Source organism: Cupriavidus necator, assembly GCF_016127575.1.
In the GTDB taxonomy this organism is placed as follows: domain Bacteria; phylum Pseudomonadota; class Gammaproteobacteria; order Burkholderiales; family Burkholderiaceae; genus Cupriavidus; species Cupriavidus necator_D.
This window is the reverse complement of record NZ_CP066018.1, coordinates 1630995-1651351: the sequence shown is the minus strand read 5'-3', so window position 1 is coordinate 1651351 and position 20357 is coordinate 1630995. Positions and strand designations below refer to the sequence as shown.

19 protein-coding genes are annotated in these 20357 nt (G+C 64.0%); 1 reads left to right on the top strand and 18 read right to left on the bottom strand.

What is annotated here, in order from left to right:
- Positions 1-541: 541 nt before the first annotated feature.
- The 15 genes from I6H87_RS07615 to I6H87_RS07545 all read right to left on the bottom strand — a co-directional run bounded on the left by I6H87_RS07615 (position 542) and on the right by I6H87_RS07545 (position 14949).
- Complete coding sequence (locus I6H87_RS07615; RefSeq protein ID WP_010811262.1) at positions 542-958, bottom strand: F0F1 ATP synthase subunit epsilon; 417 nt, start codon at positions 956-958, stop codon at positions 542-544.
- Positions 959-1054: 96 nt separating this feature from the next.
- Entirely contained in the window at positions 1055-2458 is a 1404-nt protein-coding gene (gene atpD, locus I6H87_RS07610; RefSeq protein ID WP_010811263.1) for a F0F1 ATP synthase subunit beta, read from the bottom strand.
- Between the two features lie 33 nt (positions 2459-2491).
- On the bottom strand, positions 2492-3367 hold the full coding sequence (gene atpG, locus I6H87_RS07605; protein ID WP_010811264.1) for a F0F1 ATP synthase subunit gamma: 876 nt from the start codon (positions 3365-3367) through the stop codon (positions 2492-2494).
- Positions 3368-3441: 74 nt separating this feature from the next.
- Positions 3442-4983: a F0F1 ATP synthase subunit alpha gene (atpA, locus tag I6H87_RS07600; RefSeq protein ID WP_010811265.1), complete on the bottom strand. Its 1542-nt coding sequence runs from the start codon at positions 4981-4983 to the stop codon at positions 3442-3444.
- Positions 4984-5022: 39 nt separating this feature from the next.
- On the bottom strand, positions 5023-5565 hold the full coding sequence (locus tag I6H87_RS07595; RefSeq protein WP_010811266.1) for a F0F1 ATP synthase subunit delta: 543 nt from the start codon (positions 5563-5565) through the stop codon (positions 5023-5025).
- Between the two features lie 2 nt (positions 5566-5567).
- Complete coding sequence (locus tag I6H87_RS07590) at positions 5568-6038, bottom strand: F0F1 ATP synthase subunit B (RefSeq protein WP_010811267.1); 471 nt, start codon at positions 6036-6038, stop codon at positions 5568-5570.
- 99 nt (positions 6039-6137) lie between these two features.
- The gene (gene atpE / locus I6H87_RS07585) at positions 6138-6404 is read right to left on the bottom strand and encodes a F0F1 ATP synthase subunit C (RefSeq protein WP_010811268.1); all 267 of its coding nucleotides are present in this window, start codon (positions 6402-6404) and stop codon (positions 6138-6140) included.
- A 62-nt stretch (positions 6405-6466) separates the two neighbouring features.
- Positions 6467-7333 carry a F0F1 ATP synthase subunit A gene (gene atpB, locus I6H87_RS07580; protein WP_037025280.1) on the bottom strand — a complete coding sequence of 289 codons (867 nt, stop codon included), beginning with the start codon at positions 7331-7333 and terminating at the stop codon, positions 6467-6469.
- Positions 7334-7564: 231 nt separating this feature from the next.
- A complete protein-coding gene (locus tag I6H87_RS07575) occupies positions 7565-8068 on the bottom strand; it encodes an ATP synthase subunit I (protein ID WP_010811270.1) in 504 nt (167 codons plus the stop codon).
- Between the two features lie 356 nt (positions 8069-8424).
- Entirely contained in the window at positions 8425-9327 is a 903-nt protein-coding gene (locus I6H87_RS07570; protein WP_010811271.1) for a ParB/RepB/Spo0J family partition protein, read from the bottom strand.
- Between the two features lie 14 nt (positions 9328-9341).
- A complete protein-coding gene (locus I6H87_RS07565; protein WP_010811272.1) occupies positions 9342-10115 on the bottom strand; it encodes a ParA family protein in 774 nt (257 codons plus the stop codon).
- 84 nt (positions 10116-10199) lie between these two features.
- A complete protein-coding gene (gene rsmG, locus I6H87_RS07560; protein WP_011616232.1) occupies positions 10200-10901 on the bottom strand; it encodes a 16S rRNA (guanine(527)-N(7))-methyltransferase RsmG in 702 nt (233 codons plus the stop codon).
- A gap of 21 nt (positions 10902-10922) precedes the next feature.
- Positions 10923-12881: a tRNA uridine-5-carboxymethylaminomethyl(34) synthesis enzyme MnmG gene (mnmG, locus tag I6H87_RS07555; protein WP_010811274.1), complete on the bottom strand. Its 1959-nt coding sequence runs from the start codon at positions 12879-12881 to the stop codon at positions 10923-10925.
- Between the two features lie 211 nt (positions 12882-13092).
- Positions 13093-13965 carry an N-formylglutamate amidohydrolase gene (locus I6H87_RS07550; protein ID WP_011616233.1) on the bottom strand — a complete coding sequence of 291 codons (873 nt, stop codon included), beginning with the start codon at positions 13963-13965 and terminating at the stop codon, positions 13093-13095.
- A gap of 3 nt (positions 13966-13968) precedes the next feature.
- Positions 13969-14949 (bottom strand): tripartite tricarboxylate transporter substrate binding protein BugE, encoded by a 981-nt coding sequence (locus I6H87_RS07545; protein WP_010811276.1) that lies wholly within the window; start codon positions 14947-14949, stop codon positions 13969-13971.
- Between the two features lie 168 nt (positions 14950-15117).
- Here I6H87_RS07545 and I6H87_RS07540 point away from each other — a divergent pair, with 168 nt between their 5' ends.
- The gene (locus tag I6H87_RS07540; RefSeq protein WP_041687572.1) at positions 15118-16053 is read left to right on the top strand and encodes a LysR substrate-binding domain-containing protein; all 936 of its coding nucleotides are present in this window, start codon (positions 15118-15120) and stop codon (positions 16051-16053) included.
- 259 nt (positions 16054-16312) lie between these two features.
- On the opposite strand, the gene I6H87_RS07535 is transcribed toward I6H87_RS07540, so the two are convergent.
- From I6H87_RS07535 to I6H87_RS07525, 3 genes are read right to left on the bottom strand one after another with little or no spacing between them, the layout of a single operon-like run.
- Positions 16313-17056 (bottom strand): ABC transporter ATP-binding protein, encoded by a 744-nt coding sequence (locus I6H87_RS07535; RefSeq protein WP_011616236.1) that lies wholly within the window; start codon positions 17054-17056, stop codon positions 16313-16315.
- A 9-nt stretch (positions 17057-17065) separates the two neighbouring features.
- On the bottom strand, positions 17066-18907 hold the full coding sequence (locus tag I6H87_RS07530) for a branched-chain amino acid ABC transporter ATP-binding protein/permease (protein WP_010811279.1): 1842 nt from the start codon (positions 18905-18907) through the stop codon (positions 17066-17068).
- A gap of 3 nt (positions 18908-18910) precedes the next feature.
- Positions 18911-19963: a branched-chain amino acid ABC transporter permease gene (locus I6H87_RS07525; RefSeq protein ID WP_010811280.1), complete on the bottom strand. Its 1053-nt coding sequence runs from the start codon at positions 19961-19963 to the stop codon at positions 18911-18913.
- Between the last annotated feature and the right edge of the window lie 394 nt (positions 19964-20357).

The following is a 20357-nucleotide window of genomic DNA, read 5'->3' as shown; positions in this document are numbered from 1 at the left end:
GTTTCTGCGGCTAACGTGATGTGAACGCGTGAAAATATGCCGAACACGCCAGATCCCGGCGCCTCTGGCTTTCAACTTCTTGCAAAACGATACATTTTGTTACTGCCATGCCGGGGAGTTTCCCCCACAATACATTGACACACCCGGTGTCCGGCGTGTGGCGCCCCAGTAAATAAGGCTGTGCAGACTTAAAGGGGCGTGGTGAAGAAAGCCTTTTGAAGCAGTAACCCGATTTTCCGATCCAGCAGATCGCCGCTGGACCGGAGCACCAGGCAGACCGTTGCAGCGCGTGGCCTTTGCGGCCTCTGGTCGGATATTGGATATCCGTTGCGCCTTGATTGTCGACCTGGACCGAACCCGTTCCTTCGAATTGACCCCTCGAAGGGATTTTCCCGTCCGCGCGGAGCCTCCCCGGCCCGCGCGCTTTTTTTTGTCCAGGCGGGATAAAAGCATATCGCCACGCCCAAGAAAAAGGCAGCCATGCGGCTGCCTTTTTCATTGTCGCGCCAGAAAAACAACAGCGCGACAAGCCACTAATTGCTTACTTCTTACGACGCAGGCGGGCGATGGCAGCCAGTTGGGCAGCCGCCACGGCGAGCTCGCTCTGAGCGCGTGCCAGATCCAGATCGCTGCTCTGGTTCTGCATCAGCTCTTCGGCAGCACGCTTGGCTTCCTGCGCCTTGGCTTCGTCCAGGTCGCCACCGCGGATAGCGGTGTCGGCCAGCACGGTGACGTGCTTGGGCTGGACTTCGAGAATGCCGCCGGCAACGAACACGAACTCTTCGCTGCCGTCTTCCTTCTCGATCCGCACCGCACCCGGCTGGATGCGCGTGATCAGCGGCGTGTGGCCCGGCAGAATGCCCAGTTCACCCGACTCGCCCGGCAGCGCCACGAACTTCGCCTGGCCGGAGAAGATCGACGCTTCCGCGCTGACGACGTCTACAAGAATGGTTGCCATATCAGATCCTTTCTCCAATCGCTTTGCTCAGGCGGCCGGACACGCAGGGGTGGCCGGCCATCACTCCCACCGCCAGGCGGGAGTGATGAGCAAGGCTTACTGGAGCTTCTTGGCCTTTTCGAAGGCTTCGTCGATCGAGCCGACCATGTAGAACGCCTGCTCGGGCAGGTGATCGCACTCGCCGTCCACCAGCATCTTGAAGCCGCGGATGGTTTCCTTCAGCGGCACGTACTTGCCCGGCGAACCCGTGAACACTTCCGCCACGTGGAACGGCTGCGACAGGAAACGCTGGATCTTACGAGCGCGGTTCACTGCCAGCTTGTCTTCCGGCGACAGTTCGTCCATGCCCAGAATCGCGATGATGTCGCGCAGTTCCTTGTAGCGCTGCAGGGTCTGCTGAACGCGGCGGGCCACTTCGTAGTGTTCCGTGCCGACAACCTGCGGGTCCAGCTGGCGCGAGGTCGAGTCCAGCGGATCCACTGCGGGGTAGATACCCAGTGCAGCGATGTCACGCGACAGCACCACGGTCGAGTCCAGGTGCAGGAAGGTGGTTGCCGGCGACGGGTCGGTCAGGTCATCCGCAGGCACGTACACGGCCTGGATCGACGTGATCGAGCCAGTCTTGGTCGACGTGATACGTTCCTGCAGCTTGCCCATTTCTTCTGCCAGCGTCGGCTGGTAGCCCACGGCGGAAGGCATACGGCCCAGCAGTGCGGACACTTCGGTACCGGCCAGCGTGTAGCGGTAGATGTTGTCCACGAAGAACAGGATGTCACGGCCTTCGTCACGGAAGCGCTCGGCCATGGTCAGGCCGGTCAGCGCCACGCGCAGACGGTTGCCCGGCGGCTCGTTCATCTGGCCGAACACCATGGCCACCTTGTCGAGCACGTTCGAGTCCTTCATTTCGTGGTAGAAGTCGTTCCCTTCACGGGTACGCTCGCCCACGCCGGCGAACACCGACAGACCGCTGTGCTGCTTGGCGATGTTGTTGATGAGCTCCATCATGTTGACGGTCTTGCCCACGCCGGCACCACCGAACAGGCCCACCTTGCCGCCCTTTGCGAACGGGCAGACCAGGTCGATCACCTTGATGCCGGTTTCCAGCAGGTCAACCGACGGCGACAGTTCGTCGAACTTCGGGGCCTTCTGGTGAATCGCGCGCAGCTCGTCCGAGGCGATCGGGCCGGCTTCGTCGATCGGGCGACCCAGCACGTCCATGATGCGGCCCAGCGTGCCGTGACCGACCGGCACCGAAATCGGGGCGCCGGTGCTCTTCACTTCCATACCGCGGCGCAGACCGTCCGACGAGCCCAGGGCAATGGTACGCACCACGCCGTCACCGAGCTGTTGCTGGACTTCGAAGGTCAGGCCCTTTTCGGCGAACGAGGCGTCGCCGGAGTCTTCCAGCACGAGCGCGTCGTACACCTTCGGCATTGCGTCACGGGGGAACTCGATGTCCACCACGGCGCCAATACACTGCACAATATTTCCGATACTCATTTCGTATCTCCGATAGCTTGAATTCGTGACGCCTTAGACCGCAGCTGCGCCGCTGACGATTTCCGACAGTTCCTTGGTAATCGCGGCCTGACGGGTCTTGTTGTAGACCAGTTGCAGTTCGCCGATCACGTTCTTGGCGTTGTCGGACGCAGCCTTCATGGCCACCATGCGCGCCGATTGCTCGGACGCCATGTTCTCGGCCACGGCCTGGTACACCAGCGCCTCGACGTAGCGGACGAGCAGCTCTTCCACTACGGTCTGGGCGTCGGGCTCGTAGATGTAATCCCACGAGTAGGCGCGCTTCTCTTCTTCGGTCTGAACCAGCTTGTCGGCGGCGAGCGGCAGCAGCTGCTCGACCATCGGTTCCTGCTTCATCGTATTGATGAACTTGGTGTACGCCAGGTACACCGCGTCGACCTCACCATTGGTGAAGGCATCGAGCTGGACCTTGATCGCGCCGATCAGCTTTTCCAGATGCGGGGTGTCACCGAGGTGCACCACGTGCGAGATCACCTTGGCACCGACGCGGCCCAGGAACTGCATGCCCTTGGTGCCGATGGCGGTGGCTTGCACGTCCACGCCGCGGCCCTGCAGGGTCTTCAGTTCATTGGTGACGGCGCGCAACACGTTCGTGTTCAGGCCGCCACACAGCCCCTTGTCGGTCGTGACCACGATCATGCCGACGCGCTTGACTTCGCGTTCCTGCATGAACGGGTGCTTGAACTCGGGGTTGGCCGTAGCCAGGTGCGCCGCAATGTTGCGCACCTTCTCGGCGTAGGGACGGGCACTGCGCATCCGCTCCTGCGCCTTGCGCATCTTGGACGCGGCGACCATCTCCATCGCCTTGGTGATCTTGCGCGTGTTCTGCACGCTCTTGATCTTGGTTCGAATCTCTTTCGTTCCGGCCATATCTTCCTCTCCATCCGAACCAGCGCCGCGCCGGCGTGAGCCAGGCGCGGCGGCGGTGTCGTGGAATCACGCGGTTAGAACGCGGCGGACTTCTTGAAATCCTCGACAGCGGCACGCAGGGCGGCTTCATCTTCCTTCGAGAGCTGCTTGGTCTCTTCGATGCGGTTGATGAGATCGGCGTACTTGGTCTTCAGATGGTCGTGCAGGCCCTTCTCGAACGGCAGAATGTCCTTCACTTCCACGTTGTCGAGGAAGCCGTTGTTGGCGGCGAACAGCGACGCGGCCAGCTGCCACACTTGCAGCGGCTGGTATTGCGGCTGCTTGAGCAGTTCGGTCACGCGGCGGCCGCGCTCGAGCTGCTTGCGGGTGGCATCGTCCAGGTCCGAGGCGAACTGCGCGAACGCAGCCAGCTCACGATACTGGGCCAGGTCGGTACGGATACCGCCAGACAGGTTCTTCACCACCTTGGTCTGGGCTGCACCACCGACGCGCGACACCGAGATACCGGCGTTGATAGCGGGGCGGATACCAGCGTTGAACAGGTCGGTTTCCAGGAAGATCTGGCCATCCGTGATCGAGATCACGTTGGTCGGAACGAACGCGGACACGTCGCCGGCCTGCGTTTCGATCACCGGCAGCGCGGTCAGCGAACCGGTCTTGCCCTTGACGGCGCCGTTGGTGAACTTCTCGACGTAGTCGGCGTTCACGCGGGCAGCACGCTCCAGCAGGCGCGAGTGCAGGTAGAACACGTCGCCCGGGTAGGCTTCGCGGCCCGGCGGGCGGCGCAGCAGCAGCGACACCTGGCGGTAGGCCCAGGCTTGCTTGGTCAGGTCGTCATAGACGATCAGCGCGTCTTCGCCGCGGTCGCGGAAGTACTCGCCCATGGTGCAGCCGGCGTACGGTGCCAGGTACTGCATGGCGGCCGAGTCCGAAGCGGCGGCGGCCACGACGACGGTGTATTCCATCGCGCCGTGCTCTTCCAGCTTGCGCACCACGTTGGCGATCGTCGAAGCCTTCTGGCCGACTGCCACGTAGACGCAGAAGACGCCCTTGCCCTTCTGGTTGATGATGGCGTCGACAGCGACGGCGGTCTTGCCGGTCTGGCGGTCGCCAATGATCAGCTCACGCTGGCCACGGCCGATCGGCACCATCGCGTCGATCGACTTCAGGCCGGTCTGCACCGGCTGGCTCACCGACTGACGCGCGATCACGCCCGGGGCGACCTTCTCGATCACGTCCGTTTCCTTGGCGTTGATCGGGCCCTTGCCGTCGATCGGCTGGCCCAGCGTGTTCACCACGCGGCCCAGCAGTTCCTTGCCCACCGGCACTTCCAGAATGCGGCCGGTGCACTTGACCGTGTCGCCTTCGGAAATATGTTCGTACTCACCCAGCACCACGGCGCCGACCGAGTCGCGCTCGAGGTTCAGCGCGAGGCCGAAGGTGTTGCCGGGGAATTCCAGCATCTCGCCCTGCATCACGCCGGACAGGCCATGCACGCGGCAGATGCCATCGGTCACGGAGATCACCGTGCCGGTATTGCGCACTTCAGCTTCAGCGCCAAGGCCCGAGATGCGGGACTTGATCAGCTCGCTGATTTCTGAGGGGTTCAGTTGCATCACAATGCTCCTAATTCTTCAATCCGTCGGCCGGTGCGGTCAGGCGGTCAGCGTGGCTTGCATGGCAGCCAGGCGCGAACGCACGGAGGTGTCGAGCACTTCGTCGCCGACCTTGACGCTCACGCCGCCGATCAGGGACGGGTCCACCGCCACCTGCGCATACAGCTTGCGGCCGAACTTGCGTTCGAGTGCAGCGACCAGGTCGTTCAACTGCGAACCTTCCAGCGGGAATGCGCTGGTGATCTCGACATCCGACGACCCTTCGCGGGCGTTCTTGAGCACATGGAACTGCTCGGCGATTTCCGGCATCACCGTCAGGCGGCCGTTATCCACCAGCAGCTTGACGAAGCGGCGAGCCTCGTCATTCAGCGGGGACTTCAGCACCGACAGGAACAGTTCGGCCAGCTTGTCGCCGGGAACGTTCGGATCGCCGGCTACCGCCTTCATGTCGGGATTGGCAGCAACCTGCCCCATCTCCGACACCAGCTCGGACCATGCACCCAGGTTGCCTGCGCTCGATTCGCTGGCGACGCGGAACAGCGCCTCAGCGTAGGGACGGGCAATGGTTGCGGTTTCAGCCATGATTAGAGCTCAGCCTTGAGTTGATTGAGCAGGTCGGTGTGGACCTGCGCGTTCACTTCACGCTTGAGGATCTGCTCGGCACCCTTGACGGCCAGCACGGCAACCTGGTCACGCAGTGCTTCGCGTGCGCGGGTAACCTGCTGTTCTGCTTCGGCCTTGGCCTGGGCAATGATGCGTGCGGCTTCTGCCTGGGCGTTTTGCTTGATCTCGTCTGCCGTCAGCTGGGCGCGCTTCTCGGCGTCAGCGACGCGTTGTGCACCCTCGGTGCGGGCTTCGGCCATAGCCTGGTCCACACGCTTGTTGGCGAGTTCGAGCTCGGCCTTGCCCTTCTCGGCAGCGGCGAGGCCATCGGCGATCTTCTTTGCGCGTTCGTCGAGCGCCTTCACCAGCGGCGGCCAAATGAATTTGGCAACAACCCACCACAGGATGAAGAACACGACCATCTGCGCAAAAAACGTTGCGTTCAGATTCATGGTGTGTTCCTTTCGGTAATCAAACTACAGATAAATGCACAAAAGGCGGCCAGGCTGGTGGCCCGCGCCGCCCGTCAGCATCATGCAGACCGAAAAGAATTACTTGATGACAGCCAGCAGCGGGTTGGCGAAGGCGAACAGCATTGCAACGCCCACGCCGATCAGGAATGCCGCGTCGATCAGGCCAGCCAGCAGGAACATCTTGGTTTGCAGCGGGTTCATCAGCTCGGGCTGACGTGCGCAGGCTTCGATGTACTTGCCACCCATCAGGGCGATACCCAGGCAGGCGCCGATAGCGCCCAGGCCGATGATGATGCCGATACCGATGGCGGTCAGACCCTGGATGTTGGCGAGAAATTCTTGCATGACGACTCCTTTAATTTAGAGAGACTTAGAACCAAAAAACCAAAAAACCAAAAAACCGAAAATCAGTGGTGATCGTGAGCCTGGCCGATGTACACCAGCGTCAGCATCATGAAGATGAAGGCCTGGAGCAGGACGATCAGGATGTGGAAGATCGCCCATACCGCGCCGGCCAGCACGTGGCCGACAAAGCCCAGCGCGGACAGGTCGGCGCCGAACGTCCAGATCGAACCCAGCAGCGCGATCAGCAGGAACACGAGTTCGCCGGCGTACATGTTGCCGAACAATCGCATGCCGAGCGAAACGGCCTTGGCCAGGAATTCGATCAGGTTCAGGACCAGGTTGAACGGGGCCAGATACCACTTGGCGCCGAACGGGGCCGAGAACAGTTCGTGCATGAAGCCGCCCGTGCCCTTGATCTTGAAGCTGTAGTAGATCATCAGCACCAGCACCGAGCACGACATGCCCAGCGTGCCGTTCAGGTCGGCCGTGGCCACTGCACGGTGGTGGGGGATGTGCAGGTGGAAGATGCCGAGGACTTGATTCAGGCCGTTGACCCAGTCCACCGGGATCAGGTCGATCGCGTTCATCATGGTGATCCAGCAGAACACCATCAGCGCCAGCGGCGCGATCCACGAACGGTCGCCGTGGATGATGCCCTTGGCCTGGTCATCGACCATCTCGACGATCATCTCGACGAAGGCCTGGAAGCGGCCCGGCACGCCAGCGGTGACGCGGCGCGCGGCGGCGTACAGGAACAGCACGGCGATGGCGCCGCACAGCACGGACCAGAACACCGTGTCGTAGTTGATCACGGAGAAATCGACCACCGACGCTTGCTTGCCGCCGACCGAGTTCAAGTTCTGCAAGTGTTCGGCGATATAGCCGGAGGGTGTCAGCGCGTGTTCGGCGCCTTGGGTAGCATCAGACATGTCGATACGAACGGTATATTGCGAAATCTTCGGGCCGCGCGCCGCCACTGTCTGGCCAACGCCCGGTACGCAACTTGCATTGCCTTCGGCGGATTCGCCGGTCACCGCAATGCAAGCGGGGTCCAACCTTGGCCGTGTCCGGTGTCACCACTGTGAAACCGGCACGGCAAATCTTGATATTCCGTCTTGGTGCCCCATTTCCGGATGAGGCACCGCCTTCGTGCGGCTGGCCTAGCGGATCACCAGAGCCACCACCAAATATGTCTTTAGCGCCAGCAGGAACGTGACCAGCATCGGCACCCAACGCAGATCCCGGTACAGCACCACCACCAGCACCAGCAGAGCCGCCGTGCCAAAGACCTTGATCGCCTCGCCCAGGACCAGTCCGCCGACCGAAGCCCGGTCGCGCGCCAGCCACAGGCGGAACGCGAAGAACCCGCTCGGCACGAAGCACACCATGCCGCCGAACAGCGCCGACCAGCCATACGGGCCGGCCTCTTTCGCGAACAGCGCCCAGCACAGTGCCGACAGCAGGGTGACCATCACCTGCGCCAGGACAACCTTGCCCGGGGTCATGCGCGAAGGGCGCAACGCGCGCTCACCAAACAGCGTCACCGCCTCGGCGTGCGACAGCGGATCGACAGCCTCTTCCTCACGGTCTGCGCCTTCTTTCCAGTCGTCCCAGTCATCTTCCTGACGGGACCCGGCGCCTCGCTGCTGACGGTCTTGAACCACTACTGCTCGCCTTATTCCAGGCCGGAACTTTTCGGCCCGACCAGAATTCAAACCGCACGATTTTAAGGGGAACTACTGATTCGCGTCAATCTGCTTACATTTAGCTTGCAGTGTGTTGCGCACAACGGTTGCCATCACGATGCCATGATGGCTTCACAAAAATTGCGCAGCAATAATGTTTGACGTAATTGGATTGCGCAGCGAACCCTGCGCATGATGAGGGATTACCGGGTACGCCGTACGTATACCGGTCCCAGGAACGGACACTGCAGCGTACACGCAACAGTCATCGCCGCAATGGCCGTTAATCGCACCGAATTGCGCACGCAAAGTTACGCGCGCCTTGGCACCCTGCCTCAGGCGACCTTCTGCTTTTCAGTCGATTCGCGCAGCCGCACGAGCACGCCTTCAAGCGCGTCGTTGTCGCTGAAGTGGATGGTGAGCTGGCCCTTGCCGCGCGCGCCCAGCTTGATCTGCACCGCCAGGCCCAGCGCATCGGACAGTTCTTCTTCCAGCCGTGCCACGTCGCGCACGTTGTTGGCGCCCTTCTGCTTGAGCGACTTCAGGTCGAACGGCTTGAGCGTGGACGCCACCAGCTTCTCGGTCTCGCGCACAGACAGCCGCTTGTTCACGATCTGGTTGGCCAGCGTGATCTGGTTGGCGCCGTCCACCGCCAGCAGCGCGCGCGCGTGGCCCATGTCGAGGTCGCCCGCCATCAGCATGGTCTGCACCGGTGCGGCCAGGTTCAGCAGGCGCAGCAGGTTCGACACCGCGCTGCGCGAACGGCCGACCGACTCGGCCGCCTGCTCATGCGTGAAACTGAACTCGCGGATCAGGCGCATGATGCCCTGCGCTTCTTCCAGCGGATTCAGGTCTTCGCGCTGGATGTTCTCGATCAGCGCCATCGCGGCCGCGGCTTCATCGGCCACGTCCTTCACCAGCACCGGCACCTTGTCCAGGCCGGCGAGCTTGGACGCGCGGAAGCGCCGCTCGCCCGCGATGATTTCATAGCGGTCCGGCTCGGCCACACGGCGCACCAGGATCGGCTGCATCAGGCCCTGCGCGCGGATGCTGGCGGCCAGTTCCTGCAGCGCGCCTTCATCCATGCGCGTGCGCGGCTGGTACTTGCCCGGCTGCAACTGGTTCAGGCGCAGCACGGTGGGCGCACCCTCCTGCTTCACCGATTCAACGATTTCGGCCGGCCCGCCCAGCAACGCTTCAAGGCCGCGGCCCAGGCCCTTTTTCTTTGCAGTGCTCATGCTTGCCCTCTCCTTCAGCCCAGCTGCCTGACGCGCGCGATCATCTCGGCGCCGAAATCCAGGTACGCCTTGGCGCCCTTCGATGACGGATCGAACGCCACGCCCGGCATGCCATAGGACGGTGCCTCGGCCAGCCGCACATTGCGCGGGATCAGGGTCTTGAAGACCTTTTCACCGAAGTGCGATTCCAGCTGCGCCGACACCTGCTGCTGCAGCGTGACGCGCGGATCGAACATGACGCGCAGCAGGCCGATCACCTGCAGGTCGCGATTCAGGTTGGCGTGCACCTGCTTGATGGTGTTGACCAGGTCCGACAGCCCTTCCAGCGCGAAATACTCGCACTGCATCGGCACGATCACGCCATGCGCGGCGCACAGGCCATTCAGCGTCAGCAGCGACAGCGACGGCGGGCAGTCGATCAGCACGAAGTCATATTCGTCATTGACCTCTGCGATGGCCTGCCTGAGGCGGCGCTCGCGCTGGTCCAGCTCGACCAGTTCCACTTCCGCGCCGGCCAGTTCGCGGTTGGCGGGCAGCACATCGTACCTGCCGGTCTCGGAACGCTGGCGCGCCTGCTTGATGCTGGCCAGGCCGACCAGCACCTGGTACACGCTGTGCTCCAGCGCCTGCTTGTCGATGCCCGAACCCATCGAGGCATTGCCCTGCGGGTCCAGGTCGACCAGCAGCACGCGCTGGTCCTGCGCGGCCAGGCCGGCGGCGAGGTTCACCGTGGTGGTGGTCTTGCCTACCCCGCCCTTCTGGTTTGCGATCACGAATACCTTGGCCATAAGCTACTGAGGCTCCTGCTTCAATTCATCCGGCCAGCGCGGGGCTGGCAGTTCGCGGCGCTGCACGCAGCGCCGCGGCGTACGTCATGCGTGGGCGCTTGCGCGCCGCGACAGCACCACCAGGTGGCGCTCGGCATCCAGCCCGGGCACGGTGATGCGGGGAACCGCATCGACCTGCCATTGCGCCATCAGCCCGGCAGCTTCCATGCGGTCCAGCTCGGCCTGTGGATAAACCCCCTTCATGGCGATCAGCTTGCCGTGCGGTGCAAGGAGCTGGCCCGACAGGTTCACGAAATCAGTCAGTTCCGCAAACGCGCGCGAGGTGATCACGGCAAAGCCGCTGGCATCGTCGAGCTTCTCCACCGGCCCCCAATGCGCCGCGGCATTGGAGAGCCCGAGTTGCGCACGGCACTGGGTCAGGAAGGCGGTCTTCTTCTGCACGATGTCCACCATCAGCACCGACACGTCGGGACAGGCGATGGCCAGCGGCAGGCCGGGCATGCCGCCGCCCGAGCCCACGTCCAATACCCTGCCCCGCGCCGGCGTGCCTACCTCTGCGGCACGCGCGGCTTCGGCCAGTGCCGGCACGGCGGCGAGCGAGTCCAGCATGTGATGCGTAAGCATCTCATCGGGGTGGCGGATTGCGGTCAGGTTGTAGACGCCGTTCCATTTACGCAGCAGCGCCAGGTAGGCAAACAAGGTGTCGATCTGGGCCGGCGCCAGCGCCAGTCCGATCTGGGCCAGACCGGCTTCAAGGCGACGGCGCTGCGTGGCGTCGTCGGTCATGGTGTGTCGCGGACCGGGCACTCAAGCAGCCTCTTCAGAGTTGCCCGAAGGCGCGCCCGACTCAGCGCGCGTGCGCCCCAGCCCCTTCTTCTTCAGGTGCACCAGCAGCAGCGAGATCGCGGCCGGCGTCACGCCGGAAATGCGCGAGGCCTGGCCCAGCGTTTCCGGACGATGCTGGTTCAGCTTCTGGCTGACCTCGAAGCCCAGGCCACGCACTTCGGTGTAGTCCAGCCCTTCCGGCAGGCGCGTCGACTCGTTGGCTTCCAGCTTGTCGACCTCCGCCGCCTGGCGGGCGATATAGCCGTGGTACTTGATGCCGATCTCGATCTGCTCGCGGATCTGCTCTGCCAGCATCGGCTCGGCGTCCAACGGCGTTTCCGGGGCATGGCGGCCACCCTGCAGCGCCATCAGTGCTTCATAGCGGACTTCTGGCCGGCGCAGCAGGTCGGCCAGGCTGTACTCGCGCTCGATCGGCTTGCCCAGCAGCGGCACGGCGTCTTCGCCCGGAAGCATCGCCGGGTTCACCCATGTGCTCTTCAGGCGCTCTGTTTCACGTGAAACAGCGTCGCGCTTGCGGTTGAAGGCATCCCAACGCGCATCGTCGACCACGCCCAGTTCACGGCCAACCTCAGTCAGCCGCATATCGGCGTTGTCTTCCCGCAGGCTCAGGCGGAATTCCGCGCGGCTGGTGAACATGCGGTACGGCTCGGTCACACCGCGAGTAATCAGGTCGTCGACCAGCACACCCAGGTAGGCCTGGTCGCGGCGCGGCGTCCACGCATCGCGTTCGCGCACATAGCAGCCAGCATTGATGCCGGCCAGCAGGCCCTGCGCGGCGGCTTCTTCATAGCCGGTGGTGCCATTGATCTGTCCCGCAAAGAACAGGCCGCTGATGGCCTTGCTCTCCAGCGATGCCTTCAGCCCGCGCGGATCGAAGTAGTCATACTCGATCGCATAGCCGGGGCGCAGGATATGCGCGTTCTCCATCCCGCGGATCGAGTGCACGAGTTCCAGCTGCACGTCGAACGGCAAGCTGGTCGAGATCCCATTGGGGTAGAACTCGTTGGTGGTCAGGCCTTCGGGCTCCAGGAAGATCTGGTGGCTTTCCTTGGTGGCAAAGCGATGGATCTTGTCCTCGATGCTGGGGCAGTAGCGCGGCCCTACCCCTTCGATCACGCCGGTGTACATCGGCGAGCGGTCCAGCCCGCCACGAATGATGTCGTGGGTACGGCTGTTGGTATGGGTGATCCAGCACGGCAGCTGTTGCGGGTGCTGCTCCGGACGACCCAGGAAGGAGAACACCGGCACCGGATCCAGGTCGCCGGGCTGCTCTTCCATCACCGAGAAATCGATGGTGCGGCCGTCGATGCGCGGCGGCGTGCCGGTCTTCAGGCGGCCTTGCGGCAGCTTCAGGTCCTTCAGGCGTGCCGACAGCGACACTGCTGCCGGGTCGCCGGCGCGGCCGCCGGTGTAGTTGTCTAGCCCGACGTGGATCTTGCCGTCCAGGAAGGTACCGGCGGTCAGCACCACCGCGCGGGCGCGGAAGGCGATGCCCACCTGGGTCATGGCGCCGACTACGCGATCGCCCTCAACCATCAGGTCGTCCACCGCCTGCTGGAACAGCATCAGGTTCGGCTGGTTCTCCAGCCTTGTACGGATGGCCTTGCGGTACAGCACGCGATCAGCCTGGGCGCGCGTGGCGCGCACCGCAGGGCCCTTGCTCGAGTTCAGGATGCGGAACTGAATGCCGGACTCGTCCGTGGCGGCGGCCATGGCACCGCCCATGGCGTCCACTTCCTTGACCAGGTGCCCCTTGCCGATGCCGCCGATGGACGGGTTGCAGCTCATCTGGCCCAGCGTCTCGATGTTGTGAGTCAGCAGCAGCGTCTGGCAGCCCATACGGGCCGCGGCGAGTGCAGCTTCAGTGCCGGCATGGCCACCGCCGACGACGATGACGTCGAATTCTTTTGGGTAAAGCATGGGACACCTCCTCCGGGAGGCTGGCGGGAAAATACGGGAATGCGAAATTATAGCGGCAATCGACTAGCCGCCTTCCGATGGTAACCATGTTTCACGTGAAACATGGCGTTGGCGATACCCGGCGAGTCGCTCGAAAGCGACGTTATGTTCCACGTGAAACAAAAAGGCCGGGCACATGGCCCGGCCTGATGTTTCACGAGGAACAAGCGCCTCAAAGCTGCGCGCGGATATAGCCCGTAACCTGCTGGGTCAGCTTGTCAAGATCGCGCTGCAAGGTGGCGAACCCGGCATTGCGCTCGCGCGTCACCTCGTCCATATACAGCGGCCGCCGGATTTCGATCTGCAGGCTATTGCGCCGCTCGGCCGGCCGGCCAATCTGCGCGATCAGCTGCACGCCCTTGTACGGGTCGTTGCGAGCCACCGTGTAACCCATGCCGCGCAGTTCCCGTTCGACCAGGTCGACCAGTCCCGGCTCGCAGGTGGTGCCGTCACGGTCGCCCAGCACAAAGTCCGCCAGCGGATGCGGGCTGGCGATCTTGAGCCGCTCGTAGGCGTTGTTGGGCATGGAGTGCAGGTTCAGGTGCCAGAGCGCGCCAAAGCGCTGGTGGGCGCCCTCCACGGCCTCGGCCAGCGCCGCATGGTATGGCCGGTAGTAGCGGTCTATACGGGCCTGCACTTCCGTCACGGACAGGCGGCGGTCATAGATCGGCGTGCTGGCGTCGACCCGGCTCCAGATCAGGCCGAAGCCCAGCCGCGTCTTCGGCCCCGGGGCCAATGCCGTCGGCCAGGTGCCGTCGAGCTGGGCCGGGTCGATGTCGTCGGGCATCCGGTTCGGGTCGATATAGACCCGCGGGAAAGTGGCCGCCAGCAGCGTACCACCTGCTGCGGGCACGGCCTCCCACAAGGCATCGACGTGGGTATCCTCGCCGCCACGCAGGCGCGCGGCCGGGATCGCCGCACCGAAGTCAGCCGGGTACTCGGTACCGCTGTGCGGCGAGTCGCATACCAGCGGCAGCGCCTCCCCTTCCGGCAGGCGTACGATGACCGGCGGCAGTACCGCAGCTTGGTTGATTGCCTCCGCCATGCCTCAGTCCAGCTTGATATCGGCAGCCTTGGCCACGCGGGCGTAGCGCGCCATCGCCTGCTGGATCTGCGCCTTGAACTGCTCCGGCGTAGTCGGCACCAGCGTGCCGCCGGATTCTTCCACCTTGCGCTTGAACTCGGGGTTCTGCATGGCCTTGTGGATCGCCTGGTTCAGCCTGGCGACGATGGCGGGCGGCGTATTCGCGGGCGCGACGATGCCGAACCAACCGCCGTCGCCCATCTCCTTGTAGCCCAGTTCTGCATAGGTGGGTACGTTTGGCAACTGCGGCGAGCGCGTGGCGCCAAGCACCGCCAGCGCGCGCAGGCGGCCCGATTTCACGTGAGGCAGCGCGGAGGCCAGGTTGTCCGAGATTGCATTGACCTGCCCTGCCACCGCGTCATTGAGTCCAAGGCCGGCGCCCTTGTACGGCACATGCAGCAGCTGGATCTTCGCCAGCATCTGGAAGTTCTCAAGATTTACGTGGCCGAGGGTCCCTGTGCCCGGCGAGGCAACTGAATACTTCCCCGGATTGGCCTTGGCTAAGGCAATAAACTCCTGCATGGTTTTCGCCGGCACGCTCGGATGCACCGTGAATACGCTCGGCATCGACACCACGTTGGTGATCGGGGCAAAGTCCTTGATCGGGTCGTACTTCAGCTTCGGGTACACCGCCGGGTTGGAACCATGCGTGCTGACCGTGGCCATGCCGATGGTGTAGCCATCGGGCGCGGCGTTGGCCACCTGCTCCATGCCCAGCGAGCCGCCGGCGCCGCCCTTGTTCTCGACCACGATCGACTGGCCCAGCTCGCGGCCGGCAAACTCTGCCACCAGGCGCGCCGACAGGTCGGTGGAGCCACCCGCCGCGAACGGCACGATCAGACGGATCGGGCGCGTCGGGTAATTGGCTTGCGCGAACGCGTTGCCGGCAAAGGCCAGCGTGGCAGCGGCGGCGGTACCGGACAGCAGCAGCTGGCGGCGGGACATCCTGGCTCGGATCACGGGGATTCTCCTGTTGGTTTTGTGCATGAACCGGACGAGTGTCAGCCGTTTACCGGGCGGGCACAAACGACTATATTGCACGTTTGCATTACCAAAGATCATCCTGCGGCGGCCGCTCCGGCAGCCGTCCCGCCCTTCCTCCCTTCCCCCGCCATGCGGCTGCATTCCCCATCGATGTCTGAGTTGCACGCCTTTGCCACCGCGGCGCGGCTGGGCAGCTTCACGCGTGCGGCGGACGAACTGTGCGTGACCCAGGGTGCCATCAGCCGCGCCATCGCGCGGCTGGAGGCGCATTTCGGGCAGCCGCTGCTACAGCGCAATGCCCACCGGCTGGTGCTGACAGATGCCGGCCGGAAATTGCTTGAGGCCGTGGCCGAGCCGCTGGCCACGATCGAGCATGCCAGCGCCACCCTGCGCGCCGGCAACCGCCGGCACCACCTGACGCTGTCCGTCGTGCCCACGCTGGCCAGCGTCTGGCTGGTGCCGCGCCTGCCGGACTTCCATCGCCGCCATCCGGAAATCCGGCTGGACTTCGTCCCGTACCAGCGCGACGAGGACCTCTCCGGCCCCTCCCCCGACGCCGCCATCCTGGCGGGTGAAGCCGGCAAATGGCCCGGCCTGCAGGCCGACTATGTGGTGGGACGTGAATTGGTGCCGGTCTGCCATCCGGACCGCGCCCGGGCACGGCGCGAGGCCGGCCGCTGGCAGTCTCCTGCGGAGCTGCTGGACGAGCCCCTGCTCTACCACACCACCGCACCGGCGAACTGGCAAAACTGGCTGCAGGCCGCCGGCGTACCCAACGCTGCGCCAAGGTTATCCACAGCGTTCGACCAGGTCTCGATCCTGATCCAGGCGGTGCGCGCCGACATCGGCGTCGCCGTGCTGCAGCGTTGCCTGGTGCGCGACGAAATTGCCGCCGGACGCGTAACGGCGCCGTTTGACCTGCCAATTACGCTGCAACGGGGCTATTTCCTGTGTGCGCCGAAGGAACGGCGCGATCATCCGGCGCTGAACTGCTTCCGGGATTGGCTGCTGGAAACCGCAGCGAAGGATACAGGCAGCGGCACCAACACTTTATTCTCCGGATGACTAACATGGAAAAAATTATGCAAAAATACATTCATCCCACAGATAAAATTCCTAAAATTATTATCTGTATGGATGTTATTCGGTAAATTTGATTGCTAAAAATTACCCCAGTAGATATTTGCGTACCTACATCAGCGCACCGATAGCGACATCCGCCCGAAGCGCCTCTGAATTGGGTTATCCCCAAAGTTATTCACACCACCAATAGAAAAGGGCCTGCATCCGCAGACCCTCATTCCTCTGGCGAAAACCGGGCGGGTTAAGCCGCCTTTTTTGCCAATCCAAGATAGGTTTCGATCACCTTCGGATTCGCCGCCAGTTCGTCGGCCAGCCCTTCCATCGCCATATCCCCGGTCTCGATCACATAGCCGTAGTCCGCCACCTGCAGCGCAGCGCGTGCGTTCTGCTCGATCAGCAGCGTGGCCACGCCGGTCTGGCGCAGATTGCTGATGATGTGGAAGATCTCCTTCACGATCAGCGGCGCCAGGCCAAGGCTGGGCTCGTCCAGCATCAGCAGCTGCGGCTTGGCCATCAGCGCGCGGCCCACCGCCAGCATCTGGCGCTCGCCCCCGGAGAGCGTGCCGGCGTCCTGGCGGGCACGCTCGCGCAGGCGTGGGAACAGGTCGTAGACCACGTCCATCTGGTCCAGGTAGTTCTTCTCGCCGGCGCGCTTGCGGCGAAAGGCACCCAGCTGCAGGTTGTCTTCCACCGTCATCGACGCAAACAGCTCGCGCTTCTCCGGCACCAGGCACATGCCGCGCGCAACGCGCCATTCCACCGGGATGCCGGCCATGTCGTGGCCGAGGTAGTTGACCGAGCCGCTCGACGACCCCGTCACCGGCAGCGCACCCATGACCGCATTGAGCATGGTCGACTTGCCGGCACCGTTGGGGCCGATCACCGTGACGATCTTGCCGGCCTCCACCTTCAGGTTGGCGCCGTGCACCGCTTCCACCTTGCCGTAGCGGACGTGGAGGTCCTTCACTTCGAGAATCAGGCTCATGTCCGGTCCTTACTCCACGCCACCCAGGTAGGCTTCCAGCACCGCGGGGTTCTTCTGCACTTCCTCGGGCACGCCCTCGGCAATGCGCGTGCCGAATTCCATCACCACCAGCCGGTCGGTCAGGTTCATCACGAAATCCATGTCGTGCTCGACCAGCAGCACGCTCATGCCCTCGCCCTTGAGCTTGCGCAGCAGCTCGGCCAGCGCCTGCTTCTCCTTGTAGCGCAGGCCCGCTGCCGGCTCGTCGAGCAGCAGCAGCGCCGGGTCGCAGCAAAGCGCACGCGCGATTTCAAGAATCCGCTGCTGGCCCAGCGCGAGGCTGCCGGCTTCCATGTACATGCAATCGGCCAGGCCCACGCGTTCAAGCTGGCGCTTCGCTTCGAACAGCAGCTTCTCTTCCTCGGCCTTGTTCATGCGCAGGATCGCTGCCGAGACGCCGCCCTGGGCGCGGAAATCACCGCGCAGGTGCGCGCCGATGGCCACGTTCTCCAGCACCGTCATGGTCGGCAGCAGGTGCACATGCTGGAAGGTGCGGCCGATGCCGCGCTTGACGATCTCGCGCGACGGCAGGCCCGAGATCACTTCACCGCGGTAACGCACCTCCCCACGCGTGACCGGCAGCACGCCCGTCACCAGGTTGAAGGTGGTGGACTTGCCCGCGCCATTGGGACCGATCAGCCCGATGATCTCGCCCGCGCGCACCTGGAAGCTGACATCGTTCACCGCCACCAGCCCGCCGAACTCCTTGCGCGCGGCGCGCACATCCAGAATCAGGTCGCCCGCCTCGGGCTTCTGGCGCACGGCCAGGGCCTCGGCCTGCGCCGGCGCCAGCACCGGTGGACCAGAAGGCACCAGACGCCGCAGGAACGGCCAGATGCCATCGCGCGCGTATTGCAGCAGCAATACCAGCAGTACGCCGAAGACGATGATCTCGAAGTTGCCGTTGGCACCGAGCAGCTTGGGCAGCACGCCCTGCAGCACATCCTTCAGGATGGTCAGGATGCCCGCGCCCAGCACCGCGCCCCACACATGGCCCACGCCGCCGACCACGGCCATGAACAGGTACTCGATGCCGTAGTTCAGGCCGAACGGCGTCGGGTTCACCGCGCGCTGCAGGTGCGCGTACAGGAAGCCCGACACGCACGCCAGGACCGCCGCCACCACGAAGATCACCACTTTCATCCATGCGGTGTTCACACCCATGGCCTCGGCCATCACGCCACCGCCCTTGAGCGCGCGGATGGCGCGCCCCGGGCGCGAGTTCAGCAGGTTCTGCATCGCCAGCACGGCCAGCAGCACCACCGCCCAGATCAGGTAGAACATCGAGCGGCCCGACTGCAGCTCGATGCCGAAGAGCGACAGCACCGGGATCCCGTTCAGGCCGTCATACTTGCCCAGGAACTCCAGGTTGCCAAACAGGAAGAACAGCGACAGGCCCCAGGCAATGGTCGCCAGCGGCAGGTAGTGGCCGGACATGCGCATCGTGATCAGCCCGATCACATAGGCCGATGCCATCGTGATCACCAGCCCCACCATCAGCCCGAACCAGGGCGACAGCCCGAACTGCGTGGTCAGGTACGCAGTGCTGTACGCGCCCAGCCCCACGAACGCGGCCTGCCCGAACGAGGTCATGCCGCCCACCCCGGTCAGCAGCACCAGCCCGATCGCCACGATGCTGTACAGGCCGATGTAATTGCCCAGCGTGATCCAGAACTCCGGCGTCGGCAGCGCCGGCAGCAACACCAGCACCACAATGAAAGCCAGCACCAGGACCCGGTTGCGGTTCAGCCGCGCACGGCTGCCTGCCTCGGCACTGGCCACCCGCGCCTGCTTGTCGGTCAGCATGGTCATGGCTTATTCCTCCTCCTCGACATGCTTGCTCGTCAGCGAGCGCCACAGCAGCACCGGAATGATCAGTGTGAAGACGATGACCTCCTTGAACGCGCTGGCCCAGAAGGACGAATAGGATTCAAGCAGGCCCACCAGCAGCGCACCGAGCGCCGCCACGGGGTAGCTCACCAGCCCGCCGACAATGGCGCCGACAAAGCCCTTCAGGCCCACCAGGAAGCCCGACTCGTAGTACACGGTGGTCAGCGGCGCGATCAGGATGCCGCACAGCGCGCCCATCGCCGCGGCCAGCGTGAACGACAGCCGCCCCGCCTGCGTGGTGCCGATACCGACCAGGCGCGCGCCCAGCCGGTTTACCGCGGTCGCGCGCAGCGCCTTGCCCTGCAGCGTGCGCTCGAAATAGAAGTACAGCGCGCCGATCAGCAGCGCCGACACGCCCACGATCCACAGGCTCTGGCCCGAGATGCTGAGCGCCCCCACGTCGAAGCGCGCATCCGAGAACGCATTGGTGCGCGAACCCTCCGCCCCGAACATCACCAGGCCCAGCCCCACCAGCGCAAAGTGCACGCCGACCGAGACGATCAGCAGCACCAGCGTGCTGGCCTCGGCCAGCGGCTGGTAGGCCAGCCGGTACAGCATCGGCCCCAGCGGGATGATGATCAGCAGCGTCAGCGCGATCTGCGCCAGCATCGGCAGCGGCTGCGCGCCATACTGCTGCGCCAGCCAGTGCACCGCGAGCGGGAACACCAGGTATTTGCCTGCCAGCACCGCCAGCCGCTGGCCCAGCGTGCGGCGCAACTCGGCGCTGCGCAGCACCGTGACGGTTTCATAGATGAAGGTCAGCGCCCCCATCGCCAGCAGCAGCCAGCTGGTCTGCGGCGCGTGACCGGCCTGCATCGCCGCCAGCGTCAGCGCGCCGTAGGCAACAAACTCCCCTTGCGGGATGAAGATGACCCGGGTCACCGAGAACACCAGCACCAGGGCCAGTGCCAGCAGCGCGTAGATCGCGCCCGAGGTGATGCCGTCCTGGGCCAGGATGGCAGCGATTGATAAGTCCATTGTCTCCCCGTCTCTTGGAAATACCTGCCTGCATCATATGGGGGCCGACAGGGTGCTGTGTGCTTCGGGATTTACGCAATAGTAAACGGATTGCCTAATGTGGAAATACAGGCAAGCCCTAACGAGAGGTGTGTATGGCGGCGTGAGCGTTTCGCATTGTTGCCATGCGGTTGGTTGTCGCTCTTGGCAGGTGTAGCGTTTCGCGCAAGCGCCCAATGACCGTCAGCGCACTTTGAGCCGGCGCAGCAGCCGTAGGCGTCCAGGCGATGCCGTTTGCAGCAGGCGGCCTACGCCCTGCATGGGGATTGTTCAATAGTGGGTTATCGAAGGCACTATCCCTGACTCACATGGCGTAGCAGGGTCGAACGGGCAACCACGCCAGAACGGCAAGCAC